Source organism: Actibacterium sp. XHP0104 (assembly GCF_025751515.1).
In the GTDB taxonomy this organism is placed as follows: Bacteria; Pseudomonadota; Alphaproteobacteria; order Rhodobacterales; family Rhodobacteraceae; genus Actibacterium_D.
Genome location: NZ_JAOWLE010000001.1, coordinates 61,330 through 88,328 on the forward strand (window position 1 = coordinate 61,330; position 26,999 = coordinate 88,328).

The following is a 26,999-nucleotide window of genomic DNA, read 5'->3' on the forward strand; positions in this document are numbered from 1 at the left end:
CACTGGTTTCGCTTGCGCTGGGCGCGTGAATTTTCCATAAGGAAACCGGAATCTTGAGGAGAGTCAGCCGATGCGCGCACGTATCTACCGCCCCGCCCGCAACGCGATGCAATCCGGAACGGCGAAAACCCATCACTGGGTTCTGGAATATGCCGCCGACAGTGCGCGCGACCTTGACCCCCTGATGGGCTGGACCGGGTCGTCGGATACCCAGACCCAGGTGCGTCTGCGCTTTGAAAGCAAAGAGGCCGCGCTGGCCTATGCTGCCGACAAGGGCATCGAGGCTACCGTCACCGAGCCGCAGGGCCGCAAGCCCAACATCCGTCCCCGCGGCTATGGCGAAAACTTCGCCACCAACCGCCGCCAGGTCTGGACGCACTAAGCCCGGCAACAGCCTGATTTGATGACGCCGCCCGCATAGCCGAGGCGGCGTTTTTCGTTGTGTCCGGGCGGCGCGGCACAAGCGGACGGCCCTGTCGGGGCGCGGTGATTTTCATGAAGGGGAAAGTGGTAGCGGAGGAGGGACTTGAACCCCCGACACGCGGATTATGATTCCGCTGCTCTAACCAACTGAGCTACTCCGCCACAGGCGAGGGGCTGATTAGGCCGTCGGGGCGGAGGCGTCAAGTGGGAAATTGGCAATTTCCGGCAGCGATTTGAAAACTTTGCCGGTCGTGTTTCGGGCCGCTTTGGCGCGCGGATTGGCGCCAGGGGGGAATATGCGCGCAATATGCCCCTGTTTTGCGGCTTCCGGCCTCTATTCAACTGGAAACCGTGGGGCGTAGTGGTTAGATATGGCCCGATAGATCACGTTGGGGGGCCTGATATTGCTCGATCTTACCAACATTCGCGCCATTCTGGCCGAACATTACGACCTTGCGCCTTCGGTTGAAAAAGCCGAGGCGATGGCGGACATCTACGCCCGCATGGACCGGGTGGTGCCGGCCGCCGACTGGGCGATCTATGCGCCCTATGTCGCGGCGATCAACGCGCTGAAAAAAGAACGCAACGCGGTGATCCTGGCGCATAATTACATGACGCCGGAAATCTATCACGGCATTGCCGATTTCGTGGGCGACAGCCTGCAACTGGCGATCAAGGCGACCGAGGTCGAGGAAGACGTGATCGTGCAATGCGGCGTGCATTTCATGGCCGAAACCTCGAAGGTGTTGAACCCCGGCAAGACGGTGCTGATCCCCGACATGGGGGCGGGCTGTTCGCTGGCGGAATCGATCACCGCCGCAGGCATCGAGGAAATGCGCGCCAAGTATCCCGGCGCCCCGGTGGTCAGCTATGTGAACACCACCGCCGAGGTCAAAGCGGCCTCTGACATCTGCTGCACCTCGTCGAACGCGTTGCAGATCGTCGAGGCGATGGACAGCGACACGGTGATCATGACGCCCGACCAGTATCTGGCGCAGAACGTGGCCAATGAATCGACCAAGAAGGTCGTGTTCTGGCCCGGCTCGTGCATCGTGCATGAACTTTATACCGCCGAAGATCTGCGCGCCTATCGCGAGCTCGACCCCGAGGTCAAGATCATCGCCCACCCCGAATGCACGCCTGCCGTGGTGGCCGAATCTGATTTCACCGGCTCGACCAGCGGCATCATCAAATGGGTGCATGACAACAAGCCCGCCAAGGCAATGCTGGTCACCGAATGCTCGATGGCGTCGAACATCGCTGACGAGCTGCCCGAGGTGGAATTCGCCAAACCGTGCAACATGTGCCCCTACATGAAGAAGATCACGCTCGAGAAGGTGCTGTATTCGCTGCACACGATGACCGAAGAGGTGATCGTTGACCCGGCCGTGGCCGACAAGGCCCGCCAGGCGGTGCAGCGCATGATCGACCTCAGCCAGTCCCTGGCCAAGTAAGGCAGCGCGATTGAGCGGGGCAATTACCACTGATCGCATCGTCATTGTCGGTGCCGGGATGGGCGCGCTTTACGCCGCGCTGAAACTGGCACCGCGGCCCGTTCTGGTGATCTCGCCGGAGCGCGTGGGCGAGGGGGCCAGTTCGGCCTGGGCGCAGGGCGGCGTGGCGGCCGCGATGGATGTCGCAGACAGCCCCGACCAGCATGCCGCCGACACGGTGCGCGCCGGGGCGGGCACCGTCGATGCCACCATCGCCGACAAGGTGACGCGCGACGCCAAGGATTACATCCTTGATCTGACCGAGATGGGCACGCCGTTCGACCGCGATGCCGATGGCAATTACGTGCTCAGCCGCGAGGCCGCGCACAGTCTGGCCCGCGTGGTGCGCGTGCAGGGCGACCAGGCCGGCCGCCAGATCATGGAGGCGCTGATCACCGCCGTGCGCCAGACGCCGTCGGTGCAGGTGCTTGAGGGTGTGATGGCTGCGGGGCTTGAGGTCGACAATGGCGCGGTCACTGGCGTCTGGGTCGAAACCTCGGCGCTGAACCGCTCGAAACCGTCGCTGGTGCGCGGGGCGGCCTATTTGCTGGCCGGGGGCGGCTCGGGAGGGCTTTATGCCCTGACCACCAACCCGCCGCGCATTCGCGGGCAGGTGATCGGCATGGCGGCCCGTGCCGGAGCGGTGATCGCCGATGCCGAATTCGTGCAGTTCCACCCCACCGCAATCGACGCGGGCGAAGATCCCGCGCCGCTGGCGACCGAGGCCCTGCGGGGCGAGGGCGCAACGCTGATCAATCGCCAGGGCGAGCGCTTTATGCTGGCCATTCACCCCGATGCCGAGCTGGCCCCGCGCGACATCGTGGCACGCGCGATCTTTGCCCAGACGCAGGCGGGCAACCGGCCGATGCTGGATACCCGTGCCGCGCTTGGCGCCAAGGTTCTGACCCAGTTTCCCGCCGTGGCCGAGGCCTGCGCCCGCGCCGGGATCAATCCGGCCGTCGACCCGATTCCGGTCGCGGCGGCGGCGCATTACCATATGGGCGGCATCGACACCGCCGAAGACGGGCGCGCCAGCCTGGGCAATCTCTGGGTCTGTGGCGAGGCCAGCTCGACCGGGCTGCATGGCGCCAACCGCCTGGCCTCGAACGGGTTGCTCGAGGCGCTGGTTTTCGCCCGCACCTGTGCCGAGGGCATCGCCGCCACGCTGGGTGCGGCCCCCGCGGATGTGCCCGAGGTCGCGATCGACTTTGCCCCCGGCGGCAGCAGCCCCGATTTCGATCTGGTGCAGCAGCTGCGCCAGACCATGACCAACATGGTCGGCGTGGTGCGCGATGCGGCGGGGTTGAAATCCGCGCTGCGCACGATTGCCACGCTCGAGGCCCGTCAGGCCGACTGCCCTGATTTCGTGAACATGACCGCCACCGCGACGCTGATCGCGGCCTCGGCGCTGATGCGCGAGGAAAGCCGGGGCGGCCATTATCGCAGCGACTATCCCGAAGCCGACCCGGCCATGGCCAGCCGCAGCCGGATCACACTGGCCGAGGCGCTGGCCATCCGCGCCGCCGCCGTGAAGGAGACATCATGACCACCGCTTATGCCACCGTGCCCGACCTGATCCTGGAACCGATGGTGCGTGCCGCGCTGGTCGAGGATCTGGGCCAGTATGGCGACATCACTACCCGCGCCGTGATCCCGGCCGAGACCACCTATAACGCCCGCATCAACGCGCGCGAGCCGGGGGTGGTGTCGGGGATGCAGATCGCCCAGATCGCCTTTCGGCTGGTTGACCCGAACCTGTCGGTCAAGACCCTGCTGCGCGACGGCGATCCGTGCCAGCCGGGCGATACGCTGATGGAGATCTCGGGGCCGGCGGCGTCGATCCTGTCGGCCGAGCGCGTGGCGCTGAATTTCGCGGGCCGCCTGACCGGTATCGCGACGATGACCGCCGCCTTTGTTGCCGAAACCAAGGGCACCCACACCCGCATCACCTGCACCCGCAAGACCACGCCGGGGCTGCGCATCGTTGAAAAGCTGGCCGTGCTGCATGGCGGCGGGTTCAACCACCGCTTTGGCCTGTCCGATGCCATCCTGATCAAGGACAACCACATCGCCGCCGCCGGGGGCGTGAGGGCGGTGCTGGAGGCCGCCAAGGCCGTAGCCTCGCACATGACCCGGGTTGAGATAGAGGTCGACCGTCTGGACCAGCTCGAAGAGGTTCTGGCCACTGGCGGGGCCGATGTGGTGCTGCTGGATAACATGGACACGCCCACGCTGACGCAGGCCGTCAAGCTGGTGAACAAGCGACTGGTGCTAGAGGCGTCGGGCAACATGAAGCTGCCGCGCATCGCCGAAGTGGCGGCGACCGGGGTCGATTATATCTCGTCGGGCGCGCTGACCCATTCGGTGAAAACGCTGGATCTGGGGCTGGATTTCTAAGCCGCCCGCCAGACATGAAAAAGGCCCGGATCGTTGGTGCGATCCGGGCCTTTTTGTTTGTATATCCGTGCCTTAGCCCTGCAGGCTGCGCACGCTGATTTCACCCTCGTTGCGCGACAGCATCGCCTGCGCGGCGGCATGGGCGGCGGCGGCGGTGGTGAAATACGGGATCTTGTCATACAGCGCGACCGAGCGGATCTCGCGGCTGTCCTCAACCGCTTGCGTGCCTTCGGTGGTGTTCATGACCAGCACGATATTACCGTCTTTCAGCATGTCGACCACGTTCGGGCGGCCCTCGTAGACCTTGTTGACCACGTCGCATTCGATGCCGTTGTCACGCAGGAAGGACGCGGTGCCGCGGGTGGCGACGATCTCAAAGCCCAGCTCGCGCAGAATGGCGCCGGTTTCGACCAGTTGCGGGGTCTTGTCGTCATCCTTGATCGAGAAGAACACCTTGCCTTCGGTCGGCAGGGTCACGCCGGCGCCCAGCTGCGCCTTGAGGAAGGCGCGCGGGAAGCTGCGATCCCAGCCCATAACCTCGCCGGTCGAGCGCATCTCGGGGCCAAGGATGGTGTCGACGCCCGGGAAGCGGGCAAAGGGCATCACCGCCTCTTTGACCGAGAACCACGGCGTGCGGTAATCGGCCAGCGCCAGCGGGTCGCCAATCGGGATGGTCACGTCGTCAGACACCGGCGCATGCGGTTTGGCGCGCGGGAAGGCCGACAGTTTTTCACCGGCCATCAGGCGCGCGGCGATCGATGCGATCGCGCTGTCGGTGGCCTTGGCGACGAAGGGCACCGTGCGCGAGGCGCGCGGGTTGACCTCGATCAGGTAGATCACGCCGCCCTTGACGGCGAATTGCACGTTCATCAGGCCAACCACGTTCAGCGCGCGGGCCAGGGCCACGGTCTGGCTTTCCAGTTCGGCGATGATGTCGGCGCTCAGCGTGTGGGGCGGCAGCGAACAGGCGCTGTCGCCCGAGTGCACGCCGGCCTCTTCGATATGCTGCATGATGCCGGCGACATGGACGTTTTCGCCGTCGCACAGGGCGTCGACATCGACCTCGGTCGCGCCCGACAGATAGCTGTCGAGCAGAACCGGGCTGTCGCCCGACACCACCACGGCCTCTTTGATGTAGCGTTCAAGCTGGGCCATGTCGCGCACGATTTCCATCGCGCGGCCACCCAGCACATAAGACGGGCGGATCACCAGCGGAAAGCCGATTTCCTCGGCGATGGCCAGGGCCTCGGCGTCGGTGCTGGCAATGCCGTTCTTGGGCTGTTTCAGGCCCAGACGGTTGACCAGATCCTGGAACCGCTCGCGGTCTTCGGCCAGGTCGATCGCGTCGGGCGAGGTGCCCAGGATCGGAATGCCGGCCTCTTCCAGCGCGTTGGCCAGTTTCAGCGGGGTCTGGCCGCCGAACTGAACGATCACGCCATGCAGCGTGCCGGCCTCTTGTTCCACGCGCATGATCTCCATCACGTGTTCAAAGGTCAGCGGCTCGAAATACAGGCGGTCCGAGGTGTCATAGTCGGTCGACACGGTCTCGGGGTTGCAGTTGATCATGATGGTTTCATAGCCCACGTCAGACAGGGCGAAACAGGCATGACAGCAGCAATAGTCGAACTCGATCCCCTGGCCGATGCGGTTGGGGCCGCCACCCAGAATGACGACCTTTTTCTTGTCGCTGGGGCGGGCTTCGCATTCGACCTCGTCCATGACGGGGGCTTCGTAGGTCGAATACATATAGGGGGTTTGCGCCTCGAATTCGGCGGCGCAGGTGTCGATGCGTTTGAACACGGCGTTGACGCCCAGATTGCGGCGGGCGCGGCGCACGTTGGCCTCGTCGCGGCCGGTCAGCTTGGCAAGGCGGGCATCGGTAAAGCCCAGCATCTTGACCTCGCGCAGGCCTTCCTCGGTGACGGGCAGGCCCTCGGCGCGCAGCTTGGCCTCGGCCTCGATGATTTCGCGGATGCGGGCCAGGAACCACGGGTCATAGGCGGTGGCGGCCTGGATCTCGTCGTTGGTCAGGCCGTGGCGCATCGCCTGGGCGATAGTGCGCAGCCGGTCGGGCGTGGCCTTGGACAGGGCCGAGATCACGGCGGCCTTGTCGGGCGCGCCCTCAATGGCGACCTCGTCGAACCCGGTCAGGCCCGATTCCATCGAGGCCAGCGCCTTTTGCAGCGATTCATGGATCGTGCGGCCGATGGCCATGGCCTCGCCCACCGATTTCATCGCGGTGGTCAGGTAGGGTTTCGAGCCGGGGAATTTCTCGAAGGCGAATTTCGGGATCTTGGTGACGACATAGTCAATGGTCGGCTCGAACGAGGCGGGCGTGACCTTGGTGATGTCGTTGTCCAGCTCATCCAGCGTGTAGCCCACGGCCAGTTTCGCGGCGATCTTGGCGATCGGGAAACCGGTGGCCTTGGAGGCCAGCGCCGACGAGCGTGACACGCGCGGGTTCATTTCAATGACGACCATGCGGCCATCGGCCGGGTTCACCGCCCATTGCACGTTCGAGCCGCCGGTTTCGACGCCGATCTCGCGCAGCACGTTGATCGAATGGGTGCGCATGATCTGGTATTCTTTGTCGGTCAGCGTCAGGGCCGGGGCGACGGTGATACTGTCGCCGGTATGCACACCCATCGGATCGACGTTTTCGATCGAACACACGATGATGGCGTTGTCGGCTTTGTCGCGCACGACCTCCATCTCGTATTCTTTCCAGCCCAGCAGGCTTTCGTCGATCAGGATCTGGCTGACGGGCGAGGCATCGAGGCCGGTGTGGCACAGGTGTTCATAGTCGTCGCGGTTATAGGCGACGCCGCCGCCGGTGCCGCCCAGGGTAAAGGCGGGGCGGATGATCGCGGGCAGGCCGATGTCCTCGAGCGCGGCCATGGCCTGGGCCATGCCGGCCTTGTGGTCATAGGTGCCGTTCTCGCGCTTGGGCGAGCTGACGATGGTGGCCTTGGGGTTCTCGATGCCCAGCCGGTCCATCGCCTCGCGGAACAGTTTCCGGTCTTCGGCCATCTCGATGGCCTCGCGGTTGGCGCCGATCAGCTCGACGTTGAATTTGTCCAGCACGCCCATGTCGGCCAGCGCGAGGCTGGTGTTCAGGCCGGTCTGGCCGCCCATGGTGGGCAGCAGGGCGTCGGGGCGCTCTTTCTCGATGATCTTGGCGACGACCTCGGGGGTGATCGGCTCGATATAGGTGGCGTCGGCCAGTTCGGGGTCGGTCATGATCGTGGCCGGGTTCGAGTTCACCAGGATCACCCGGTATCCCTCTTCGCGCAGGGCCTTGCAGGCCTGGGCGCCGGAATAGTCGAACTCGCAAGCCTGGCCAATGATGATGGGCCCCGCTCCGATGATCATGATAGAATTGATATCGGTTCTCTTCGGCATGGCCCGTCCTCCGGAATGGCAAAATCTCGGGGGTTATAGCCAAGCTCGGACGGGGTGCAAGACCCCGTCGGGACGGAAATGTCAGATTCTCGATAAACCTTGCGTCTGGCGGGCAGGGGGCGGCTTAGCCTTGCCCCTGACGCATGGCTGAGAGCGGGGCATTGACCCTGCGGGGGCAAAGGCCCACTTATGCGCGGACAAGCCGGAAGGAGACCGATGTCGGGCGCATATGTCTATTTCGATCAGGGGCCTCTGGCGGGCGGAACCCTGTTTGAGGCCCCCCGCCGGGTGATCCGCGCGTGGCAGCCCGACGAGGTGCCCGCCGCGCTTGCGGCGATGCATGCCGCGCATGAGGCCGGGCAATGGCTGGCCGGGATGGCGTCGTATGAGCTGGGCTATCTCTATACCGCCAAGCTGCGCGATCTGATGCCCGAGGGGCGCGATACCCCGCTGTTGGAATTCGGCGTGTTCGATGCGCCGCGCCCCGGAGATACGTGGGCGGCGCAGGCCCGCGCGCTGGCGCCCCGCGCCCGGTTTGGCGAGATGGTGCCCGCCTGGCAGCCGCAGGACTACGCCGCCGCGTTCGACCGGCTGCACGCCTATATCGGGGCGGGCGATATCTATCAGGCCAACCTGACCTTTCCGATTCACATGCGCGCCGATGGCCCCGCGCGGGGGCTTTATGCCGCGCTGACCGCCGCTCAGCCGGTGCCGCATGGCGCCTGCCTAGACCTGGGCGGGCCGGTGCTGTTGTCGCGCTCGCCAGAGCTGTTTTTCCGTGTGCGGGGCGGGGTGATCGAAACCCGGCCCATGAAGGGTACCCAGCCGCGCGGTGCCACGCCTAAGGCCGATGCCGATGCCATCGCCTTTCTGGCCGCCGACGAAAAGAACCGGGCCGAGAACCTGATGATCGTCGATCTCTTGCGCAATGATATCAGCCGCGTCTGCCGCCCCGGCACGGTCAAGGTGCCGGAGCTGTTCAAGATCGAAACCTATGCCACCGTGCACCAGATGACATCGCTGGTGCGGGGGGAACTGGTCGGCCGCGTGCCGCTGGCCGATCTGTTCGAGGCGCTCTTTCCCTGCGGCTCGATCACCGGCGCGCCCAAGATCCGCGCGATGCAGATCATCCGCGAGCTGGAACCGGCCCCGCGCGGCGCCTATTGCGGGGCGATGGGCTGGGTTGCGCCGGGTGGGGACATGGCGTTCAACGTGGCGATCCGCACGCTGACCCTGTTGCCGGGTGGCATGGCCAGGCTGAACGTGGGCGGCGGTGTGGTCTGGGACAGCACCGCCGAAACCGAATACGAGGAAGCATTGTGGAAAGCCCGCTACGCGCAACGGCCCCAGGCGGCCTGATCCTGATCGAGACCCTGCGGTTCGAGCCGCGTCTTGGCCCGCTGCGGGGTGACCTGCACCTGGCGCGGATGGCGCGGGGCGCGGCGGCGCTGGGCTGGGGGTTTGACGCGGCGCGGGCGGCCGAGATGATCAATGTCGGGGGCGACGAGCCGCTGCGCCTGCGGCTGACTTTGGATGCGGGCGGTGAGCTGTCGCTGACCACGGGCCCTTATGAAATGGTGCAGGGCGCTTGGCGGCTGGGTCTCGCACCCGAGCGGGTGCAAGCGGATGATCCGTGGCGCGGGGTGAAATCCAGCCACCGCGCGATTTATGACCGGGCGCGCGCCGACCTGCCTGAGGGGCTGGACGAGCTGCTGTTCCTGAATGAGCGCGGCGAGCTGGCCGAGGGCACGATCACCAACGTCTTTATCAAACGCGACCGCGCGTTGCTGACGCCGCCCCTGGCGTCTGGCTGCCTGCCCGGCGTGCTGCGCGAAACCCTGCTGGCCGATGGCACCGCGCGCGAGGCTGTGCTGACCCCCGATGATCTGCATGGGGCCGAGGCGGTGTTTGTCGGCAACTCGCTCAGAGGGCTGATCCCGGCGGTTTGGGCGGCTTAGAGGGGTATTTCGTGGGGTTTTCGCCCGATCCGGCGTGCGCTTCCCTTGACTTTGCCCGCGCGGGCGGGTGTATCGGCGCGACACCGGATTTTACCCAAAGGGACGACCCATGCACGCCTTTCGCAGCCATACCTGCGCCGAACTGAACAAATCCAACGTTGGTCAGACCGTCCGCCTGTCGGGCTGGGTGCACCGCGTGCGCGACCACGGCGGCATCCTGTTCATCGACCTGCGCGACCATTACGGCGTGACGCAGGTGCTGGCCGACCCCGACAGCCCCGCATTCGCCGATGTGGAAAAGGTGCGCAGCGAGTGGTGCATTCGCATCGATGGCGAGGTCAAGGCCCGCGACGAAAGCCTGGTGAACCCCAAGCTGCCCACCGGCGAAGTCGAGGTGTTCGTGCGCGAGCTCGAGGTGCTGGGCGCCGCCGAGGAACTGCCGCTGATGGTGTTCGGCGATCAGGAATACCCCGAGGAAACCCGCCTGCGCTATCGCTATCTCGACCTGCGCCGCGAGGCGATGCAGGACAACATGAAACTGCGCAGCGACGTGGTGGCCAGCATGCGCCGCCGCATGTGGGACAGCGGTTTCCGCGAATTCCAGACCCCGATCATCACCGCCAGCAGCCCCGAGGGCGCGCGCGACTTTCTGGTGCCGTCGCGCCTGCATCCGGGCAAGTTCTACGCCCTGCCGCAGGCCCCGCAGCAGTTCAAGCAGCTGATCATGGTGTCGGGCTTTGACAAGTATTTCCAGATCGCGCCCTGTTTCCGCGACGAAGACCCGCGTGCCGACCGCTCGCCCACCGATTTCTATCAGCTCGACCTCGAGATGAGCTTTGTCACCCAGCAGGATGTGTTCGACACGATCCAGCCGGTGATCGGCGGTATCTTCGAGGAATTCGGCGGCGGCCGTAAGGTTGACCAGACCTGGGAGCAGATTTCCTACAAGGACTCGGCGCTGTGGTATGGCACCGACAAGCCCGACCTGCGCAACCCGATCAAGATGCAGGATTGTTCCGACCATTTCCGCGGCTCGGGCTTTGCGATTTTCGCCAAGCTGCTAGAGCAGGACGGCACCGAGGTGCGCGCCATTCCCGCGCCCACCGGTGGCTCGCGCAAGTTCTGCGACCGGATGAACGCCTTTGCGCAAAAAGAGGGCCTGCCGGGGATGGGCTATATCTTTTGGCGCGATCAGGGCGAAGGCATGGAGGCTGCCGGCCCCCTGGCCAAGAACATCGGCCCCGAGCGCACCGAGGCCATTCGCCAACAGCTGGGCCTAGGCGTGGGCGATGCCGCGTTCTTCCTGGGCGGCAAGCCCTCGGCCTTTGAAAAGGTTGCCGGCAAGGCCCGCACCGTCATCGGCGACGAGCTGGGCCTGACCGAAAAAGACCGCTTTGCCTTTGCCTGGATCGTCGATTTCCCGATGTACGAGGCCGACGAGGAAACCGGCGATATCGACTTTAGCCACAACCCGTTCTCGATGCCGCAGGGCGGGATCGATGCGCTGTCGGGCGATCCGCTGAACGTGCTGGGCTATCAGTATGACCTGGCCTGCAACGGGTATGAGCTGGTGTCGGGCGCGATCCGGAACCACAAGCCCGAGATCATGTTCAAGGCGTTCGAGCTGGCCGGCTATCCCGCTGACGAGGTGATCAAACGCTTTGGCGGCATGGTCAACGCGTTCAAATTCGGCGCCCCGCCGCACGGGGGCTGTGCCGCCGGGATCGACCGGATCGTGATGCTGCTGGCCGATACGGCCAACATCCGCGAGGTCATCATGTTCCCCATGAACCAGCGCGCCGAAGACCTGATGATGAACGCGCCCAGCGAGCCGCTCAACGAACAACTGCGCGAATTGCACCTGCGGGTCATCCCGCAAGACTAAGCCAGCGAATTCCCGCGTATGTGATTGAACCGGGCGGTGCCAGTGCCGCCCGGTTTTGCTATTGTGGCCTCCACATTGTTTTGCAGCCGAGGCCGCACGTGCCCTTTGACCCCCGCATTTCCGCGATCCGTTTCGGCTATGGCCTTGCGCCCTCTGCCGCGCCGCCTGCCAGTGCGGGCGCGATGCTGGCGCGGCTGACGGGGCCCGACCGGATGGCGCAGGCGATGCCCATCGCCCGGTTTGGTGACATGCTGCCCCGCGTGGCGGAGTTTCGCGCGCTCAACCGTCAGCGCAAGGCCATGGGCCGCGACAGCCCGGCGCAAGAGGCGATCAAGGCGCTGCGGCGCGAGATGCGCGGCGACCGGCAGAACGCGCTGGTCACGAACCTTTATCGGGCCGCGCGGGCCGAGGATGCCCTGCGCGAGCGGCTGGTGCGGTTCTGGGCCGATCATTTCACCGCGCTGGGCAAGAACCCGATCCTGCGCGCGCTGGAATTCGGCTATGTCGAAGAGGCGATCCGCCCCAATATCACCGGCACTTTCGCGGGGCTGCTCAAGGCGGCGGTGACCCATCCGATGATGCTGCACTACCTGGATCAGGCGCGTGCGGTGGGGCCGAACGCACCGGAGGCAAAAGGCACGCGGGGGCTGAACGAGAACCTGGCCCGCGAGGTGCTGGAGCTGCACACGCTGGGTGTGGGCGCGCCCTATGGCCAGAACGATGTGCGCGAACTGGCAGAGCTGTTCACCGGCATGACGGTCAATTCTGAACAAGTGTTCAATTTCTATCCGCGCCTGGCCGAACCGGGTGCCGAAGAGGTGCTGGGCCAGCGTTATGGCGGCGCCAATCCGCGCCTTGCAGACATTCACGACGCGCTGGATGATCTGGCCCGCCACCCGGCGACCGCGCGCCATATCGCCTCGAAGCTGGCGGTGCATTTCGTGGCAGATGATCCCGATGCCGGGCTGGTCGATCACATCGCGGCCGCCTATACGCAAACCGGCGGCGATCTGATGGCCTGTTATGGCGCGCTGCTGGATCACCCCGCCGCCTGGGCTGCCGAGGCGCAAAAGGCGCGTCAGCCCTTTGATTTCGTCGCCGCCAGCCTGCGCGCGCTGGACGCGCCAATGCCCGAGGGCGACAAGGCGCCGCTGCGGCTGTTCTCGCGCCCTATGGCCGAGATGGGGCAGCCGATCGAGGGGCCGATCGGGCCCGATGGCTGGCCCGAAGAGGCGCAATACTGGATCACCCCACAAGGCATGGCGGCGCGCATTCAATGGGCCGCGCGGGCGCCGTCGGCGCTGATGCCCGACCTGCCCGATCCGCGCGCCTTTGCCGAGGCTGCGCTGGGCGGCATGGTGCCCGACGATCTGCGCTTTGCCGCTGCCGGGGCCGAAAGTCGGCCGGTGGGGGTGGCGCTGGTGCTGGCTTCGCCGGCCTTTCAAAGGAGATAGCCATGCCGTTCTCGCGCCGCGATATCCTGACGATGGGCTGTTCGGCCGCCGCCGCGCCGTTCCTCACCCCCGTCACCCTGGCCGCCGCCCCGTGGGATCAGCGGCTTGTGGTCATCATCTTGCGCGGCGCGATGGATGGGCTGGACGTGGTGCGGCCCTTGGGCGATCCGCATTTCGCCGCCGCACGGCGCAGTTTGAATAATGGCGTTCAAGGTCATGATCTGGATGGATTTTTTGCGTTGCACCCTGATCTGGGCGGCCTGATGCCGCTGTGGCGTGCGGGGCAGCTGGGGTTCGTGCAGGCGGTCTCGACCCCCTATCGCGACAAGCGCAGCCATTTCGACGGGCAGGATCTGCTTGAGGCTGGCACCGGGTTCGAGGGCGGCACATCGACCATCCGCGACGGCTGGCTGAACCGGATGCTGCAAACCCTGCCGGGCATCACCGCCGAAACCGCCTATGCTGTGGGATCGGGCGGAATGCTCTTGACCTCGGGCGCGGCGCCGGTGGCCAGTTGGGCGCCCGATGCCGATCTCGACCTGTCACCCCAGGCGCGTGATTTGATGAAGCAGGTGGCGCGCGGCGATCCGCTGTTTTCCGGCGCGGTCGAGGGCGCAATCGGCATTGTTGAAAGCCTCGAGGCAGAGGCCGGTGCGGCCGGCGGCCAGCGCGGGCAAAAGCCGCATGTCGCCATCGCGCGCTTTGCCGCCGGGCGGTTGCGGGCCGAAAGCCGGATCGCGACCTTCTCGATCAACGGATGGGATACGCATAACCGTCAGGCGGCGGGGATGCGGCAACCGTTGCAGGCCTTGTCCGATAGTTTGCTGACCCTGCGCGATGAGCTGGGCCCGGTCTGGGATCGCACGGCCGTGGTGGCGATGACCGAGTTCGGCCGCACCCTGCGCGAGAACGGCACTGGCGGCACCGATCACGGCACGGGCGGCGCGATGGTTCTGGCGGGTGGGGCGATTCGCGGCGGGCGGGTCTATGGCGACTGGCCCGGGCTGGACGAGCTGGACCTTTACAAGGGCCGCGACCTGATGCCGACGGCCGATGTGCGGGCCTATGCGGCCATGGCAATGCGGGGGCTGTTCGGGCTGCCGCGCGACGTGCTGGAACGCGTGGTGTTTCCGGGGGTGGAACTGGCCGGGGTGCCCGAGATCATTCTTTAGGGCTTTCGCAGGGGCGGGATCACGGGCAGGCTGCGTGGAAAGCAAAGAGGCCTGACATGACCACGAACCCGCTTGGGGCCCCCGTGCCCGACTGGACTCCGCCGCCCGCGCCCGATCTTGATGTGATCGGCGGGCGCATTGTGCGGCTGGAACGGCTGCGAGCTGATGCCCATGCGGCGGATCTTTATGCGGCCTATCAGGGCCATCATGACCTGTGGGATTACATGCCCATCGGGCCGTTCTTGTCGTTCGACGATTTCCGCGCCTGGGTGCAGCAGGCCGAGGCCGGGCGTGATCCGCTGCTTTATGCGATTGTCGATCAGGCCAGCGGCCGGGCCGTGGGGCAGGCCAGTTTCCTGCGAATCGCGCCGGCGGCCGGATCGATTGAGGTGGGGTTCATCTGCTTTTCTCCGGAACTGAAGCGCGCGCCAGCGGCGACCGAGGCAATGTATCTGATGATGCGTTGGGCCTTTGATGCGGGCTATCGCCGGTATGAATGGAAATGCGATGCGCTGAACCGGCCTTCGCGCCGGGCGGCGCAGCGGTTGGGGTTTAGCTACGAGGGCATTTTCCGGCAGGCGGTCGTGGTTAAGGGCCGCAATCGCGACACGGCCTGGTTCGCGATGATCGACAAGGAATGGCCGGCCCTGCGCCTGGCGTTCGAGACCTGGTTGGCGCCCGAGAATTTCGATGCGGGCGGGCGGCAGATACAGCGCCTGTCGGATCTGACCGCGCCGATCCGGGTTACATCCGACCCGACGCTTGCCGAGTAAAGGTGATCGGGGCGTCGGTGGTGCGGTCGCGCAGCAGTCGCGCCAGCTTGCGGGCCAGAACCTCGGCCCGGGCGCCCTTGCGGCGTTCCTGCGTCAGGTCCGAAGTGACATGTTCCAGCCGGGCATCCTCGGCTGAAGTGGCGAGGGCCGCCAGGAATTGCAGCAGGTAATCAACAGTTTCGGCATCTGCGTGCCCCTCTAGCAGATCGGCGGCATGGCGCAGGTCGTCCAGTTCGGCCAGCGGGTCGGGCTGCACGGTTTCGGTGCTGATCACGAAGGGGCGCTGGGCATTTTCTGTGCGCAGATGGGGCAGGATGGTGTGCTGAAAGGCGGCGACGCTGGTGACGGGTTTGGGCAGAAACCCGTCTGCCCCGGCCTTGATCACCCGCGCCTCGGCGGCGTCATCGCCGCTGGTGCCCAAGATGACGGGGATGCGCGACCTTGCCCCGGCCAGCTGCGCGATCAGGGTTTCGCCGGCACCGTCGGGCAGGCCCAGATCGATGATGACCACATCGGGGCGATAGCAGCGCAGGTGCCTGTCCGCGGCGGCCAGGCAGTCGGCCCGGCGCATCCGCGCGCCCGATCGCAGGCACATCAGGCGCAGCGCCTCTGAGGCATAGCGGCTGTCTTCGACCGCCAGAACCGTTGTGCCGCCCAGCGGCCGCCCCAGCCCCATTCCGAAAGTGTTCGTCAGATCATCCATGCCGGCCTCCTGTCCGTCAGGATCATTGATGACCGCAAAGGATTAAGCCCGCGTAAATCTCACCCGACCCTTGCAGGAGGGCGCGGGAAACCTCATAACCGGCAAAAATGGAGGAAAGGAAACACCCATGATCGGTCGTCTGAATCACGTCGCCATCGCCGTCCCGGATCTTGAAGCCGCCTCGGCGCAATATGCCAACACCCTTGGCGCCACCGTGCGCGCGCCGCAGGATGAGCCCGACCATGGCGTGACCGTGGTGTTCATCGAGCTGCCCAACACCAAGATCGAGCTGCTGTATCCGCTGGGCGAGAACAGCCCGATCGCCGGGTTCCTGGAAAAGAATCCCTCGGGCGGCATTCACCACATCTGCTACGAGGTCGACGACATTCTGGCCGCTCGTGACAAGCTGAAAGAGCAGGGCGCGCGGGTTCTGGGCTCGGGCGAGCCCAAGATCGGCGCTCATGGCAAGCCCGTGCTGTTCCTGCACCCCAAAGATTTCAACGGCTGCCTGGTCGAGCTGGAACAAGTCTGATGACCATTACCGCCGCGCTCGTCCTGTTTGCCGTGATCTGGTTTATGGTGCTGTTCATCGCACTGGCCATGCATCGCGATTTTCAGGGCGATACCGGCGAGGTCGTGCCCGGGACGCATTCCAGCGCCCCGGTCAATTTCCGCCCCAAGCGCACGGCGTTCATGGTTACGGCGATCACCGTCGTGCTGTGGGGAATTGCGGCCGGCGTCATCACCTCGGGGGTGATCTCGGTGCGCGATTTCGACGGGCTTAACCGGCTGACGATTTTGCCAGCCGGTGGAAAAGATGGGTAAAGGTCGCCACGCCCAGTATCGGGATTAGCAGGTTGATCAGCGGCACGCTGAGTGGAATAGCCATCAGCGTGCCGGCCAGCCAGACCTGGGCCCGGTTCTTGCGACGAAACTGCGAGGCCTCGATGCGGCCCATGCGGCGCATGGCGACCATCTGGAAATATTCGCGCCCCAGCAGATAGCCGTTCACCAGCCAGAACATCACCGGTGCCAGCGGCCCGATGAAGACCGCCATCCCCAACGCCAGCGCGTTCACCGCCACCAGCACGCCAAAGAAATTCACGCTGTCGCGAAACGTGTCATAGGCGCCGGTATGCAGGGCGGGGGGAAGGTGCGGGTAATGGGTGTCTTCGACCGCGTCGGCCACTTCTTCGAGGAACAGCCCGGTAAAGGCCGAGGCCACCGGCACCATCAGGAACACCGACATCAGCATCATCACCCCGATCGCGGCGAATGAAAACAGGCTGTCCAGCCCGCGCACTTCGCCGATCAGGGGCAGGGTGATGACGTCGGGGGTGACAAACCCCACCAGCCACAGCACCGCCACCGAGATGCCCACCAGCAAGGCCACCGTCAGGCCCAGGCCCATCACCAGGATCTTGCGAAAGCGCGGGTCGCTCAGCTGTGCCAGCGCCTTGGAGAAATCGTTGAATATCATGCGTCGACCCAGGTGGTGATCGCGGCCAGGTCGGGGCGCGGGCGATCGGGCGGCGCGAATTTCGGCGTGCCCAGGTGGATGATGCCGGCCACCTGTTCGGTCGGGCCAAGGCCCAGCCCGGTCTCGACGAACTCGCGGTCGAACGCGGCCCAGCCGGTGATCCAGTTCGCGCCCCAGCCCGAGGCCAGCGCGGCATTGGTCAGCGCTAGGCAGACCGCGCCGGCGGAATAGATCTGCTCGATCTCGGGCACCTTGTCCGACACCTGCGGGGCTGAGACGACCACGACGGCCAGGCCTGAATCGGCGTAGGTCATGCGTGATTTCTCGATCTTGTCGGGGTCGATCCCCAGGGCCTGCCCGCGAGCCGCCACCAGATCGGCCAGCCGGGTCAGCGCCGCGTCGCCCAGCACGATGAACCGCCAGGGTTCCAGCTTGCCGTGATCGGGGCTGCGGGCGGCGGCGGTCAGGATCGGCGTCAGGTCGTCGCGCGACGGAAAGGGCGCGGTCAGCGTCTTGGCGGGCACCGACCTGCGGGTCAGCAGGAATTCCAGCGCGGCGGGGTTCGGATCGGGCATCGGTGTCTCCTTTGGCTCGCCCTTCATGTCGGCTATCGGGGGCGGGGGTTCAAGAGGGCGGGGGCAATTTGGCGAGGGGGTTGTGATCGGCCTCGGGGTGCCGCAAGACTGGGCAAACGGAGGGGCACATGGCCGGGGCAGAGCTGGCACATCTGGCGCAAGAGGGCGCGGAACTGGCCGTGCGGGTCACGCCCAAGGCCGCGCGCAACATGGTGCGGGCCGAGGATGGGCTGATCCGCGTCTATGTCACCGTGGTGCCCGAGGGCGGCAAGGCCAATGCCGCCGTGCAAAAGCTGTTGGCCAAGGCGCTGGGCGTGCCCAAGTCGCGGCTGGAGTTGCTGCGCGGCGCCACCTCGCGCGACAAGGTGTTTCGGGTGCTGGGCTAGTCTTGGGTGCGCGCCAGGCGATAGACGCCTTCGGGCAGGTCCAGCGCCGCCGCCAACTCGTTCAGCTGGGTCAGCGACAGGGTGATGGTCTTGACCTCATCGGTGCGCGGGTCAAGCTGTTCGATGGTCACGCATTCCTCGAAGGCGTTGATGATGACGTCCTCTTGCAAGGGGGCGTCGCCTTCGTCGACAAGGGTGATGACAGTGGCGTCGAATTCGTGCTCGATGGTAAACATGGGGCCACGCTAGCGCCCTGCGGTCAGGTTGGAAAGAGGTTCTGACCGGGATAAGAATGGCCCGGGCCGGTGTGGCTTGGCAGAGTGAAATATAGGTATCGGAGGTTTCATGCGCAGATTTTCCCTGATGGTTTCGGCCTTGGCCCTGGCGGGCTGTGTCACGACGACGGAGGCTCCGCCCGAGGAGACGCCCCAGATTGATTCTGTGGCCAGCCGCAATTTTCAACTGGTTGTCGCCCAGGTCGAGCCCGTGGCAGAGGCCCTGTGCCGCGAACGGATCAACAAGGTTAAGGGCGGCAATTGTGATTTCCTGATTCAGATCGACCCGCGCGCCGATCAGCCTGCCAACGCCTATCAAAGCGTCGATCGCAGCGGGCGCCCGGTTATCACCTTTACCCAGGCGCTGATCGCCGATGCGCAAAACCGGCACGAACTGGCCTTTGTTCTGGGGCACGAGGCCGCGCATCACATCCGAAACCACATCCCCAAGAAACAGGGCAGCGCGATCGCTGGCGCCCTGATTCTGGGCGTGCTTGCCGCCGCCGGAGGGGCCGGTTCGGCCGGGCAGGATGCCGCCATTCGGGTGGGGGCCGCGATTGGTGGTCAGGTTTTCTCGAAGGATATGGAGCTGGAGGCCGACGAGCTGGGCACGGTCATCACCGCGCGTGCGGGGTTTGATCCGGTCAAAGGGGCCGAGTATTTCGCCCGCATCCCCGATCCCGGCAACGGGGTGCTGAGCTCGCACCCGCCCAATGCCGAACGCCAGAAAATCGTGCGCCAGACCGCTGCGGCGCTTTGACCCGTTTGCGCCCGGTTGCGTTTGACACGTGTCAAGGCGGGGCCGGGCGCGCTCTGGTTTCCTGATCCTGTATTCTACGGGAGAAACCTGATGTTTGGTTTTGCGAAACTGGAAGAGCACGGCAAGCTGGTCGACAAGATGGCCGATGCCGTAGGCGTTGATCTGGACGAGATGGAACAGCGCGGAGAGCTAAGCCTTGAGGCGCGCGAGGATCTGGTCAAGCGCTGTGTCGGTTGCGCCGACACCTGCGACTGCCAGCAATACCTGGCCCAGACGCCCCCCGGCTCGGCCGAGGCCGCGCCGGATTACTGCCTCAACCGCGACGCGTTCGCCGCGATGCGTGGCGCAAAGGGCTAGGCGGATCAAGATGCAGGAAAGCGCCCGCCTGGAACGCCATTTCTGGCTGACACAGGGCATGGCCCGCAGTGTCGGCGTCGACTTGAACGCGGCGCTGAAATCGGGGCGCATGCCGCGGCCCGATTACGACGCAGCAATCGCCGCCTGTTTCATGTGTGGCCGCTCGGACGATTGCGTGGCCTGGATGGCGCGCCAGGGCGCGGGGGCAGAAGCGCCCCCGGCCTATTGCGCGATCCGGCACGAGATCGAGAAGCTGCGCAAACAGTCTCAGCGCGCGTAGGGGTCTTTCAGCGCGGGCAGCAGGGTGCCGGTACAGGCGCCAAAGCCGATGGTATAGCCATCGCCATGACAGGCGCCATGCAGGGTCAGCGTGTCGCCATCCTCGATAAAGCTGCGGGTGTCGCCGCTCTCCAGCGTCATCGGCTCTTTGCCGCCCCAGCTGAGTTCCAGCAGGGATCCGCGGCTGTCCTTGGTCGGCCCCGAGATCGTGCCCGACCCCAGCAGATCGCCCACATTCATCGCGCAGCCCGAGGTGGTGTGATGCGCCAGCTGCTGCGCGGCCGAGTAATACATGACATTGTAATTGGTCTGCACGATCTGGGTCGCGGGCTTGCCCTGCGGCGCCATGGTGACACGCAGGTCGATGTCATACAGCATCGGCCCGGTGTCGCGCAGATGCGGCAACAGCTCTTTCTCGCGCGCGGGGGTGTCGCAGCGGAACGGTTCCAGCGCGGCGCGGGTGACGATCCAGGGGCTGATGGTGGTGGCGGTGGCCTTGGCCTGAAAGGGCCCAAGCGGCTGATATTCCCAGGCCTGAATGTCGCGCGCCGACCAGTCGTTCAGCAGCACATAGCCAAAGATCATCGCATCGGCCTCATCCACCGTGACCGGGCCGTCCGAGGGCTGGCCGACGATGGCGCCCATTTCCAGCTCGATATCGAACCGGGCCGAAGGCGCAAAGCGCGGCGCGTCGTCGTCGGGGCCTTTCAGCTGGCCCCAGGGGCGGCGTACATCGGTGCCCGACACCACCACCGAACTGGCGCGGCCGTTATAGCCGATGGGGATGTGCAGCCAGTTGGGCGGCAGCGCGTTTTCGGCGCCGCGGAACATGGTGCCCACGTTGAAGGCGTGGTTCTTGCCGGCGTAGAAATCGGTGTATTCCGACACGACCATCGGCATTTCCAGCACGGCCTCGGCCATCGGTACCAGCGCGGGTTCGATCCGGGCGCGGGTGTCGGCGTCGGCGCCATCACCCAGCATCGCGATCAGATTGTTGCGAAAGGCGGCCCAGGCGTCGGGGCCCAGATCCATGAAATCGTTCCAATAGGGCACGTCGAACACCGGATGCTCGGCCGGGGCGATCACGCCGTCCTCTTCCAGGCGCGTGACGTCCAGGATCATGTCGCCGATCGCCACGCCACAGCGGGCCTCGGACCCATCGACCGAGAAAACCCCGCAGGGCAGGTTGTTCAGCGGAAACGGGCAATCGGGGGCGTTGGCGCTGTCGATCCAGGATGTCAGCAGGGGCATGGGCGTATCCTTCAGGGCTGTGCGTCGGGTTGGGCTTCGGGGGCGGCGTCGCGAAAGGCGTCAAGCGCCAGGCATTCGGCCTCGATCGCGCAAAGGCGCGGGTAGGGGGCGAGGTCCAGCCCCCAGCGGCGGGCGTTGTAGAACTGTGCGGTCAGGCAGATATCGGCCAGGCCCGGCGCATCACCAAAGCCAAAGCGACTGTCGCCCGCCATCAGCGTTTCCAGCGCGGCGAAACCGGGGGCCATCCAGTGGCGCATCCACTCGGCCTTGTCCTCGGGCGAGGCGCCGAACCGGGTGCCCAGGTGGCTGACCACGCGCAGGTTGTTGACCGGGTGGATATCCATCGCCACCGTATGCGCCGCCGCCAGAACATGGGCGCGGCGCACCGGGTCGGCGGGTAGCAGCGGCGGCGCGGGATGGGTGGCCTCGATCCAGTCGATGATCGCCAGCGACTGGGTCAGAACGGTGCCGTCGTCCAGCTCCAGCGCGGGCACCAGCATCGCCGGGTTCAGCGCCGCATAGCCGGGCGCGCGGTGCTCGCCGCCATTGGCGACCAGGCTGACCGGCCGGGCCTCATAGGCGATGCCCTTGAGGTTCAGCGCGATGCGCACCCGGTAGGCGGCGGTCGAGCGCCAATAGGTGTAAAGCCGGATCATTTCGTCCCCGGCGTGCCGTCGAATTTCTTTTCCAGCCCCGACCAGCAGTCGACATAGTCATCCTGCAAGGGCGCCTCTTGCGCGGCAAAGGGCGTCAGGTGCTGGGGAAAGCGGGTCTCGAACATGAAGGACATGGTGTTGTCGAGGAAATGCGGCTCCATCGGTTCGTTGCTGGCGCCCTCGAACGCGTCGCGGTCGGGGCCGTGGGGCAGCATCATGTTGTGCAGGCTGGTGCCGCCGGGGATAAAGCCGTCGGGCTTGGCGTCGTAGATGCCATAGATGTTGCCCATCAGCTCGGACATGATGTTCTTGTGATACCAGGGCGGGCGAAAGGTGTTTTCGGCCACCATCCAGCGTTCGCGAAATAGCACGAAATCAATATTCGCGGTGCCCTCAACACCCGAAGGAGCGGTCAGAACAGTAAAAATCGAAGGATCGGGGTGATCGAACAGGATCGCGCCCACGGGGCTGAAGGCGCGCAGGTCGTATTTCACCGGCGCGTAGTTTCCGTGCCATGCGACCACGTCCAGCGGCGAGTGGTCGATGAAGGTTTCGTGGAACTGGCCGCACCATTTGATCACCACGCGGCTGCGGGCCTCGCGGTCCTCATAGGCGGCGACGGGGGTCTTGAAATCACGTGGGTTGGCCAGACAGTTTGCGCCGATCGGGCCGCGGCCGGGCAGGTCGAATTTCTGGCCGTAATTCTCGCAGACAAATCCGCGGGCGGGGCCTTCCAGCACCTCGACCCGGTAGACCAGCCCGCGCGGCAGCACGGCGATCTCTTTCGGTTCCAGGTCGATCACACCCAGCTCGGTCGAGAACCGCAGCCGGCCTTCTTGCGGCACGACCAGCAGCTCGCTGTCGGCGGAAAAGAAATATTCGTCCTGCATCGACTGGGTGATCAGGTAGATATGCGCGGCCATGCCGACCTGGGTGTTCACGTCGCCTGCCGTGGTCATGGTGCGCATGCCGGTGATCCAGGTCAGCGGTTCGTCGGAATGGGGCACCGGATCCCAGCGGTACTGACCCAGGCTGATGATGTCGGGGTCGACGCAGGGGGCCGATTTCCAATAGGGCAGGTCGATCTTGGAGAAGCGCCCCACATGTTTGACCGAGGGGCGGATGCGATAGCACCAGGTGCGCTCGTTCTGGCCGCGGGGGGCGGTGAATGCCGTGCCCGACAGTTGCTCGGCATAAAGGCCATAGTTGCATTTCTGCGGGCTGTTCATGCCCTGGGGCAGGGCGCCGGGCAGGGCTTCGGTTTCAAAGTCGTTTCCAAAGCCGGGCATATAGCCCGTCGCGGGCGCGAGGCCCTGCATGGTGGTATTGGCCTGAATGTGGTCGCTCATCGTGCCCTCCCTGAACCTGATCGCCCCCGCATCATATTGTTGCATGTGCAACGATCAAGCAAAACCTGACTTTGATATGCCTGTTTCGTTACGCGAAGGGGTCTTGGGGGTATCCGACGCGGGCGAGGTAAAGGCCCTGCGGCGGGCAGACCGGGCCGCAGGCGGCGCGGTCGCGGGCATCAAGCGCGGTTTTCACGTCATCCGGCGCCCAAGACCCGGCGCCGACCCGTTCCAGCGTGCCGACAAAGCTGCGCACCTGGTTGTGCAGAAAGCTGCGGGCGCGGACGTGAAAGTGGAACTCGCGGCCATGGGGGATGTCAAAGGCCTCGACCCGCAATTCGTCCAGCGATTTGACCGGCGAGGCCGCCTGGCAGATCGACGCGCGGAAGGTGGTGAAATCATGCCGGCCCAGCAGGTGACGGGCGGCCTCTTGCATCGGTTCCAGCTCCAGCGGGTGCTGCACTTGCCAGACCTTGCCGCGCTCATGCGTGACGGGGGCGCGGCGGCTGATCAGGCGAAAGAGATACTGCCGCTCGGTCGCGGAAAACCGGGCGTGAAACGCGTCATCGACCCGTTTCGCGACCAATATCGAAACCGGCAGCGGCTTGAGGTGGAAATTCAGCGCCTCGGACAGGCGAAACGCATCCCAGTCTTTCGCCATGTCGCAATGGGCCACCTGACCCAGCGCATGCACGCCCGCATCCGTGCGGCCCGCGGCAGCGATGGTATGGGGGCCGGGCTCCAGCCGCGCCAAGGCATCCTCGATCGCGCCCTGCACCGAGGGCTGATCAGCCTGTCGCTGCCACCCGGCAAAGGGCGCGCCATCATATTCGACTTTCAGGGCGTATCTGGGCATGGCACCGGGTTAGCGCGGCTGCGACGCTTTGGCAATCATGCGATGGCGGCTGGCGCAATGGCGGGGGCGTGCCTATCTTTATCGTGACCAATCAAGAGGGTGTCGTGGGTATCGGTGATCTGGCAGAGGGTTTGGCGCGCAGCGTGGGCGGCATTGGCGATGCGGTCGGGGATGTGTTTCGCGAGCCGGTGATCCGGCTGGGCGTGACCGGCCTGTCGCGGGCAGGCAAGACGGTGTTCATCACCTCGCTTGTGGCGAACCTGCTGGATCGGGGGCGGATGCCTCAGCTGATTGCGGCGCGGGATGGCACGATCCAGACCGCCTATCTGCGGCCCCAGCCCGACAATACCGTGCCGCGGTTCGATTATGAAACCCACCTTGCCGCCCTGACCGGCGATGTGCCGCATTGGCCCGACAGCACCCGCGCAGTGTCGCAACTGCGCCTGTCGTTCAAAGTGCGACCCGGCGGGTTGCTGGGGCCGGTGACGGGGCCGCGCCGGATTCATCTGGATATCGTCGATTATCCGGGCGAGTGGCTGCTGGATCTGGGGCTGCTGGATAAATCTTATCGCCAATGGTCTGACGAGGTGCTGGCGCGCATCGCGCCGCGCACATCGGCCGACGCGTTTCGCGGGGCCCTGGGTGCGGTCGATCCGGTCGCTGCCTTTGATGAGACCACGACCAAGACCCTGGCCGAGGCCTTTACCGCCTATCTGCATGCCGCGCGGGCCGAGGGCTATTACGATTGCACGCCGGGTCGGTTCCTGCTGCCCGGCGAGATGGCGGGCTCGCCCGTGCTGACATTCGCGCCGCTGCCGGCGACCGAGGGCAAGACCGGCGCGCTGGCCCGCGAGATGGAGCGCCGGTTCGAGGCCTATAAGCGCGAGGTGGTGAAACCGTTTTTCCGCAACCATTTTGCCAAGATCGACCGGCAGGTGGTTCTGGTCGATGCGCTGGGCGCGATTCATTCCGGCCCCCGCGCGGTTGACGACCTGCGCGCCGCGATGGCCGATATTCTGGGGGCGTTCCGGCCGGGACGAAATGCGTTCCTGTCGCAAATCCTGTTGGGCAAGCGGGTGGAAAAGATCCTATTCGCGGCGACCAAGGCCGATCATCTGCACCACGCCCAGCACGCCCGCCTGACCGCGATCATGGAGGCGCTCTTGCGTGACGCCAAGGACCGCGCCGATTACGCGGGCGCGCAGACCGCCGCCATGTCGATTGCTGCCCTGCGCGCCACGGTCGAGGAAACCATCACCCATGACGGGCGCGATCTGGATTGCGTGCGCGGCACCTTGCTGGAAACGGGCAAGCAGGCCGCGTTCTATCCGGGCGAGCTGCCCGAAGACCCGGCGCGCATTCTGTCTCCGGCGCGATCGGGCGGGCAGAAATGGCTGGATGCCGATTACCAGATCATGCGTTTCGCGCCCGCGCGCCTGACGCTGAAACCGGGCGAGGGCCCGCCGCATATCCGGCTGGACAAGGCCGCCGAATTCCTGATCGGAGATCGCCTGAGATGACCAATGGCCCCGTTCTGATTGACCTTGAAGACACCGCGCCCGCGCCCGGCCCTGATGCCGCGCCGCCGGTGCCTGACTTGGCCGAGGTGCCGACGGGCCGCGCGATGCAGACCATGGCGACGCTGGCCGCGCGCAAGCCGTCGCGGCTGGGCCGGTTCTTTTGGTCCGCCGCGCTGGGGCTGATCGGGTTCTGGGCCTCGGTCGCGGCCTGGGATTTCGTCACCGGCCTGATTGATCGCAACCCGATCCTGGGCGGGGTGGCGACGGCGCTGATCGCGGCGGTGCTGCTGGCGGCGCTGCTGATTATCCTGCGCGAACTGGCGGCCTTTGCCCGCCTGCGCCGGGTGGACGCCCTGCACAAATCGGCCGAGGCGGCGATTGTCGCGAATGACCTTAAGGCCGCGCGGGCCGTGGTCGGGCGTTTGAACGGGCTTTATGCCGGGCGCGATGATCTGCAATGGGGCCGTCAGCGGCTGGCCGAACGGCAAGGCGATGTGTTCGATGCCGACGGGTTGCTGGGATTGGCCGAGGTCGAACTGTTGGCCCCGCTCGATGCCGCCGCCCTGCGCGAGGTCGAGGCCGCCGCGCGGCAGGTCGCGACCATCACCGCGCTGGTGCCGCTGGCGCTGGCCGATCTGATCGGGGCGCTGACGGCGAACCTGCGGATGATCCGCCGCATTGCCGAGATTTACGGCGGCCGCTCGGGCACGCTGGGCAGCTGGCGCATCACCCGCGCGGTGCTGACCCATCTGGTGGCCACGGGCGCGGTGGCGGTGGGCGACGACATGCTGGGCAGTTTCGCTGGGGGCGGGGCGCTGGCCAAGATCTCGCGCCGCTTTGGCGAGGGCGTGGTCAACGGCGCGCTGACCGCGCGCGTGGGCGTGGCCGCGCTAGAGGTTTGCCGCCCGCTGCCGTTTCGCGCGACCAAACGGCCCGGCGTGTCGGGCATCGTGTCGCGGGCGCTGAAGGGCCTGTTCGGGCGCGGCGATTAATGCAGCTTGGGCACGCCGCCGGGCAGGGTCTGGCGGTCGACAACGCCCGCGCGCAGCGACCGGCCGATGCGATGCGCCAGCGCCGACCATGCGGCGGCCTGATCGGGCGTCAGCTCGGTCATAAGTGTGGCATCGAACAGCGCCAGCCACGGCCCGAACATGCCGGGCCGCACATTGCCCGCGTTCACATGGGCGGCCATCGGGCTGCCGTCATAGACGCGTTCGTTCAAGATGGCATTGGCCCAGAAATTCGCGATCTTGGCCTCATGCGCGGGCCAGTCCTTTACATGCACCGCAAAGACCGGGCCCAGGCCCGGATGCTCGCGCACCGCGGCGTAGAACCGGGCGACGACGCGCTCGATCTCGGGGCGGGTGATGGGAAATTTCGGGGGCAGGGCGTTTGTCATGCGAAATGCTTGCCAGCCCGCGCGCGCCCGCGCAAGGCGCAAAGCGCCGCACCATCTTGCCCCGGATTGCTGCGCCGCCTATAACGCGGGGCATGATGACCCGTTTCGCCATCATCATTCGAATTAGCAGCCCGGCGCTCTGACACTATGAGCCGCCGGGACAAGGCGTTTGAGACCTCGCGCCGACCCTTCTCAG

Annotated in this window: 28 protein-coding genes and 1 tRNA gene; 18 read left to right on the forward strand and 11 right to left on the reverse strand. The window is 65.8% G+C overall.

Features of this window, described 5'->3' with window-relative positions:
* The first annotated feature begins 70 nt into the window (after positions 1-70).
* Positions 71-382, forward strand: a complete 312-nt coding sequence (locus tag OE856_RS00270; RefSeq protein ID WP_263714041.1) for an ETC complex I subunit — start codon at positions 71-73, stop codon at positions 380-382.
* A gap of 126 nt (positions 383-508) precedes the next feature.
* On the opposite strand, the gene OE856_RS00275 is transcribed toward OE856_RS00270, so the two are convergent.
* Positions 509-585 (reverse strand) — tRNA-Met (locus OE856_RS00275).
* A 242-nt stretch (positions 586-827) separates the two neighbouring features.
* Between OE856_RS00275 and nadA the strand changes: the two genes are divergently transcribed.
* Genes nadA through nadC form a run of 3 tightly spaced genes read left to right on the forward strand, consistent with a single transcriptional unit; the run spans position 828 to position 4,313 of the window.
* Positions 828-1,877, forward strand: a complete 1,050-nt coding sequence (gene nadA, locus OE856_RS00280) for a quinolinate synthase NadA (protein ID WP_263714042.1) — start codon at positions 828-830, stop codon at positions 1,875-1,877.
* A gap of 58 nt (positions 1,878-1,935) precedes the next feature.
* Positions 1,936-3,462 (forward strand): L-aspartate oxidase, encoded by a 1,527-nt coding sequence (locus tag OE856_RS00285; protein ID WP_412174853.1) that lies wholly within the window; start codon positions 1,936-1,938, stop codon positions 3,460-3,462.
* A complete protein-coding gene (gene nadC / locus OE856_RS00290) occupies positions 3,459-4,313 on the forward strand; it encodes a carboxylating nicotinate-nucleotide diphosphorylase (RefSeq protein ID WP_263714044.1) in 855 nt (284 codons plus the stop codon). Before OE856_RS00285 ends, nadC begins: the two co-directional genes overlap by 4 nt.
* Before the next feature lie 72 nt (positions 4,314-4,385).
* Here nadC and carB read toward each other — a convergent pair whose 3' ends face one another.
* Positions 4,386-7,715, reverse strand: coding sequence for a carbamoyl-phosphate synthase large subunit (gene carB, locus OE856_RS00295; RefSeq protein WP_263714045.1), 3,330 nt, complete (start codon positions 7,713-7,715; stop codon positions 4,386-4,388).
* A 216-nt stretch (positions 7,716-7,931) separates the two neighbouring features.
* Here carB and OE856_RS00300 point away from each other — a divergent pair, with 216 nt between their 5' ends.
* The 6 genes from OE856_RS00300 (at position 7,932) to OE856_RS00325 (ending at position 14,957) form a co-directional block, all read left to right on the forward strand.
* On the forward strand, positions 7,932-9,074 hold the full coding sequence (locus OE856_RS00300) for an aminodeoxychorismate synthase component I (protein WP_263714046.1): 1,143 nt from the start codon (positions 7,932-7,934) through the stop codon (positions 9,072-9,074).
* On the forward strand, positions 9,035-9,673 hold the full coding sequence (locus OE856_RS00305) for an aminotransferase class IV family protein (RefSeq protein WP_263714047.1): 639 nt from the start codon (positions 9,035-9,037) through the stop codon (positions 9,671-9,673). Before OE856_RS00300 ends, OE856_RS00305 begins: the two co-directional genes overlap by 40 nt.
* Positions 9,674-9,782: 109 nt before the next feature.
* On the forward strand, positions 9,783-11,558 hold the full coding sequence (aspS, locus tag OE856_RS00310; RefSeq protein ID WP_263714048.1) for an aspartate--tRNA ligase: 1,776 nt from the start codon (positions 9,783-9,785) through the stop codon (positions 11,556-11,558).
* A 98-nt stretch (positions 11,559-11,656) separates the two neighbouring features.
* Positions 11,657-13,012 (forward strand): DUF1800 domain-containing protein, encoded by a 1,356-nt coding sequence (locus OE856_RS00315; protein WP_263714049.1) that lies wholly within the window; start codon positions 11,657-11,659, stop codon positions 13,010-13,012.
* A 2-nt stretch (positions 13,013-13,014) separates the two neighbouring features.
* Entirely contained in the window at positions 13,015-14,184 is a 1,170-nt protein-coding gene (locus OE856_RS00320; RefSeq protein WP_263714050.1) for a DUF1501 domain-containing protein, read from the forward strand.
* A 56-nt stretch (positions 14,185-14,240) separates the two neighbouring features.
* Positions 14,241-14,957 carry a GNAT family N-acetyltransferase gene (locus tag OE856_RS00325; protein WP_263714051.1) on the forward strand — a complete coding sequence of 239 codons (717 nt, stop codon included), beginning with the start codon at positions 14,241-14,243 and terminating at the stop codon, positions 14,955-14,957.
* Here OE856_RS00325 and OE856_RS00330 read toward each other — a convergent pair.
* The gene (locus tag OE856_RS00330; RefSeq protein ID WP_263714052.1) at positions 14,929-15,660 is read right to left on the reverse strand and encodes a response regulator; all 732 of its coding nucleotides are present in this window, start codon (positions 15,658-15,660) and stop codon (positions 14,929-14,931) included. The two genes, OE856_RS00325 and OE856_RS00330, sit on opposite strands and share 29 nt — an antisense overlap.
* Before the next feature lie 127 nt (positions 15,661-15,787).
* Here OE856_RS00330 and mce point away from each other — a divergent pair, with 127 nt between their 5' ends.
* Positions 15,788-16,192, forward strand: coding sequence for a methylmalonyl-CoA epimerase (gene mce / locus OE856_RS00335; RefSeq protein ID WP_263714053.1), 405 nt, complete (start codon positions 15,788-15,790; stop codon positions 16,190-16,192).
* Positions 16,192-16,485, forward strand: a complete 294-nt coding sequence (locus OE856_RS00340) for a DUF1467 family protein (protein ID WP_263714054.1) — start codon at positions 16,192-16,194, stop codon at positions 16,483-16,485. The genes mce and OE856_RS00340 overlap by 1 nt, the downstream gene beginning before the upstream one ends.
* Here OE856_RS00340 and OE856_RS00345 read toward each other — a convergent pair.
* Together OE856_RS00345 and OE856_RS00350 are read right to left on the reverse strand one after the other, a co-directional pair.
* Positions 16,442-17,140 (reverse strand): EI24 domain-containing protein, encoded by a 699-nt coding sequence (locus tag OE856_RS00345; RefSeq protein ID WP_263714055.1) that lies wholly within the window; start codon positions 17,138-17,140, stop codon positions 16,442-16,444. The two genes, OE856_RS00340 and OE856_RS00345, sit on opposite strands and share 44 nt — an antisense overlap.
* Positions 17,137-17,715 carry a nitroreductase gene (locus tag OE856_RS00350; RefSeq protein WP_263714056.1) on the reverse strand — a complete coding sequence of 193 codons (579 nt, stop codon included), beginning with the start codon at positions 17,713-17,715 and terminating at the stop codon, positions 17,137-17,139. The genes OE856_RS00345 and OE856_RS00350 overlap by 4 nt, the downstream gene beginning before the upstream one ends.
* A gap of 128 nt (positions 17,716-17,843) precedes the next feature.
* Here OE856_RS00350 and OE856_RS00355 point away from each other — a divergent pair, with 128 nt between their 5' ends.
* Positions 17,844-18,101 carry a DUF167 domain-containing protein gene (locus OE856_RS00355; RefSeq protein ID WP_263714057.1) on the forward strand — a complete coding sequence of 86 codons (258 nt, stop codon included), beginning with the start codon at positions 17,844-17,846 and terminating at the stop codon, positions 18,099-18,101.
* On the opposite strand, the gene OE856_RS00360 is transcribed toward OE856_RS00355, so the two are convergent.
* Entirely contained in the window at positions 18,098-18,337 is a 240-nt protein-coding gene (locus tag OE856_RS00360) for a hypothetical protein (protein WP_263714058.1), read from the reverse strand. The two genes, OE856_RS00355 and OE856_RS00360, sit on opposite strands and share 4 nt — an antisense overlap.
* 109 nt (positions 18,338-18,446) lie before the next feature.
* On the opposite strand from OE856_RS00360, the gene OE856_RS00365 reads away from it, so the two are divergent.
* The 3 genes from OE856_RS00365 (at position 18,447) to OE856_RS00375 (ending at position 19,773) form a co-directional block, all read left to right on the forward strand.
* Positions 18,447-19,136, forward strand: coding sequence for a M48 family metalloprotease (locus OE856_RS00365; protein WP_263714059.1), 690 nt, complete (start codon positions 18,447-18,449; stop codon positions 19,134-19,136).
* A 90-nt stretch (positions 19,137-19,226) separates the two neighbouring features.
* On the forward strand, positions 19,227-19,493 hold the full coding sequence (locus tag OE856_RS00370; RefSeq protein ID WP_263714060.1) for a DUF6455 family protein: 267 nt from the start codon (positions 19,227-19,229) through the stop codon (positions 19,491-19,493).
* Between the two features lie 10 nt (positions 19,494-19,503).
* Positions 19,504-19,773 (forward strand): DUF6455 family protein, encoded by a 270-nt coding sequence (locus OE856_RS00375; RefSeq protein ID WP_263714061.1) that lies wholly within the window; start codon positions 19,504-19,506, stop codon positions 19,771-19,773.
* Here OE856_RS00375 and fahA read toward each other — a convergent pair.
* The 4 genes from fahA to truA all read right to left on the reverse strand — a co-directional run bounded on the left by fahA (position 19,761) and on the right by truA (position 23,884).
* Positions 19,761-21,023: a fumarylacetoacetase gene (gene fahA / locus OE856_RS00380; protein ID WP_263714062.1), complete on the reverse strand. Its 1,263-nt coding sequence runs from the start codon at positions 21,021-21,023 to the stop codon at positions 19,761-19,763. The two genes, OE856_RS00375 and fahA, sit on opposite strands and share 13 nt — an antisense overlap.
* 11 nt (positions 21,024-21,034) lie before the next feature.
* Positions 21,035-21,679: a maleylacetoacetate isomerase gene (maiA, locus tag OE856_RS00385; RefSeq protein ID WP_263714063.1), complete on the reverse strand. Its 645-nt coding sequence runs from the start codon at positions 21,677-21,679 to the stop codon at positions 21,035-21,037.
* Positions 21,676-23,028, reverse strand: coding sequence for a homogentisate 1,2-dioxygenase (hmgA, locus tag OE856_RS00390; protein WP_263714064.1), 1,353 nt, complete (start codon positions 23,026-23,028; stop codon positions 21,676-21,678). The genes maiA and hmgA overlap by 4 nt, the downstream gene beginning before the upstream one ends.
* An 88-nt stretch (positions 23,029-23,116) precedes the next feature.
* Positions 23,117-23,884: a tRNA pseudouridine(38-40) synthase TruA gene (truA, locus tag OE856_RS00395; protein WP_263714065.1), complete on the reverse strand. Its 768-nt coding sequence runs from the start codon at positions 23,882-23,884 to the stop codon at positions 23,117-23,119.
* Between the two features lie 104 nt (positions 23,885-23,988).
* Between truA and OE856_RS00400 the strand changes: the two genes are divergently transcribed.
* A complete protein-coding gene (locus OE856_RS00400; protein ID WP_263714824.1) occupies positions 23,989-25,404 on the forward strand; it encodes a YcjX family protein in 1,416 nt (471 codons plus the stop codon).
* Positions 25,401-26,396 (forward strand): YcjF family protein, encoded by a 996-nt coding sequence (locus OE856_RS00405; RefSeq protein ID WP_263714066.1) that lies wholly within the window; start codon positions 25,401-25,403, stop codon positions 26,394-26,396. Before OE856_RS00400 ends, OE856_RS00405 begins: the two co-directional genes overlap by 4 nt.
* On the opposite strand, the gene OE856_RS00410 is transcribed toward OE856_RS00405, so the two are convergent.
* Positions 26,393-26,803: a group III truncated hemoglobin gene (locus OE856_RS00410; RefSeq protein ID WP_263714067.1), complete on the reverse strand. Its 411-nt coding sequence runs from the start codon at positions 26,801-26,803 to the stop codon at positions 26,393-26,395. The two genes, OE856_RS00405 and OE856_RS00410, sit on opposite strands and share 4 nt — an antisense overlap.
* Positions 26,804-26,999 lie beyond the last annotated feature (196 nt).

What these genes read in the sequence shown, in the direction of transcription:
- OE856_RS00340 (WP_263714054.1), top strand. Translation starts at nt 16,192, where the DNA reads ATGACCATTACCGCCGCGCTCGTCCTGTTTGCCGTGATCTGGTTTATG.
- OE856_RS00320 (WP_263714050.1), top strand. Translation starts at nt 13,015, where the DNA reads ATGCCGTTCTCGCGCCGCGATATCCTGACGATGGGCTGTTCGGCCGCC.
- hmgA (WP_263714064.1), bottom strand. Translation starts at nt 23,028, where the DNA reads ATGAGCGACCACATTCAGGCCAATACCACCATGCAGGGCCTCGCGCCC.
- OE856_RS00345 (WP_263714055.1), bottom strand. Translation starts at nt 17,140, where the DNA reads ATGATATTCAACGATTTCTCCAAGGCGCTGGCACAGCTGAGCGACCCG.
- carB (WP_263714045.1), bottom strand. Translation starts at nt 7,715, where the DNA reads ATGCCGAAGAGAACCGATATCAATTCTATCATGATCATCGGAGCGGGG.
- OE856_RS00370 (WP_263714060.1), top strand. Translation starts at nt 19,227, where the DNA reads ATGTTTGGTTTTGCGAAACTGGAAGAGCACGGCAAGCTGGTCGACAAG.
- OE856_RS00405 (WP_263714066.1), top strand. Translation starts at nt 25,401, where the DNA reads ATGACCAATGGCCCCGTTCTGATTGACCTTGAAGACACCGCGCCCGCG.
- aspS (WP_263714048.1), top strand. Translation starts at nt 9,783, where the DNA reads ATGCACGCCTTTCGCAGCCATACCTGCGCCGAACTGAACAAATCCAAC.
- fahA (WP_263714062.1), bottom strand. Translation starts at nt 21,023, where the DNA reads ATGCCCCTGCTGACATCCTGGATCGACAGCGCCAACGCCCCCGATTGC.
- OE856_RS00360 (WP_263714058.1), bottom strand. Translation starts at nt 18,337, where the DNA reads ATGTTTACCATCGAGCACGAATTCGACGCCACTGTCATCACCCTTGTC.
- OE856_RS00355 (WP_263714057.1), top strand. Translation starts at nt 17,844, where the DNA reads ATGGCCGGGGCAGAGCTGGCACATCTGGCGCAAGAGGGCGCGGAACTG.
- OE856_RS00285 (WP_412174853.1), top strand. Translation starts at nt 1,936, where the DNA reads ATGGGCGCGCTTTACGCCGCGCTGAAACTGGCACCGCGGCCCGTTCTG.
- OE856_RS00330 (WP_263714052.1), bottom strand. Translation starts at nt 15,660, where the DNA reads ATGGATGATCTGACGAACACTTTCGGAATGGGGCTGGGGCGGCCGCTG.
- OE856_RS00350 (WP_263714056.1), bottom strand. Translation starts at nt 17,715, where the DNA reads ATGCCCGATCCGAACCCCGCCGCGCTGGAATTCCTGCTGACCCGCAGG.
- truA (WP_263714065.1), bottom strand. Translation starts at nt 23,884, where the DNA reads ATGCCCAGATACGCCCTGAAAGTCGAATATGATGGCGCGCCCTTTGCC.
- OE856_RS00325 (WP_263714051.1), top strand. Translation starts at nt 14,241, where the DNA reads ATGACCACGAACCCGCTTGGGGCCCCCGTGCCCGACTGGACTCCGCCG.
- OE856_RS00300 (WP_263714046.1), top strand. Translation starts at nt 7,932, where the DNA reads ATGTCGGGCGCATATGTCTATTTCGATCAGGGGCCTCTGGCGGGCGGA.
- maiA (WP_263714063.1), bottom strand. Translation starts at nt 21,679, where the DNA reads ATGATCCGGCTTTACACCTATTGGCGCTCGACCGCCGCCTACCGGGTG.
- OE856_RS00375 (WP_263714061.1), top strand. Translation starts at nt 19,504, where the DNA reads ATGCAGGAAAGCGCCCGCCTGGAACGCCATTTCTGGCTGACACAGGGC.
- nadC (WP_263714044.1), top strand. Translation starts at nt 3,459, where the DNA reads ATGACCACCGCTTATGCCACCGTGCCCGACCTGATCCTGGAACCGATG.
- OE856_RS00365 (WP_263714059.1), top strand. Translation starts at nt 18,447, where the DNA reads ATGCGCAGATTTTCCCTGATGGTTTCGGCCTTGGCCCTGGCGGGCTGT.
- OE856_RS00410 (WP_263714067.1), bottom strand. Translation starts at nt 26,803, where the DNA reads ATGACAAACGCCCTGCCCCCGAAATTTCCCATCACCCGCCCCGAGATC.
- mce (WP_263714053.1), top strand. Translation starts at nt 15,788, where the DNA reads ATGATCGGTCGTCTGAATCACGTCGCCATCGCCGTCCCGGATCTTGAA.
- OE856_RS00270 (WP_263714041.1), top strand. Translation starts at nt 71, where the DNA reads ATGCGCGCACGTATCTACCGCCCCGCCCGCAACGCGATGCAATCCGGA.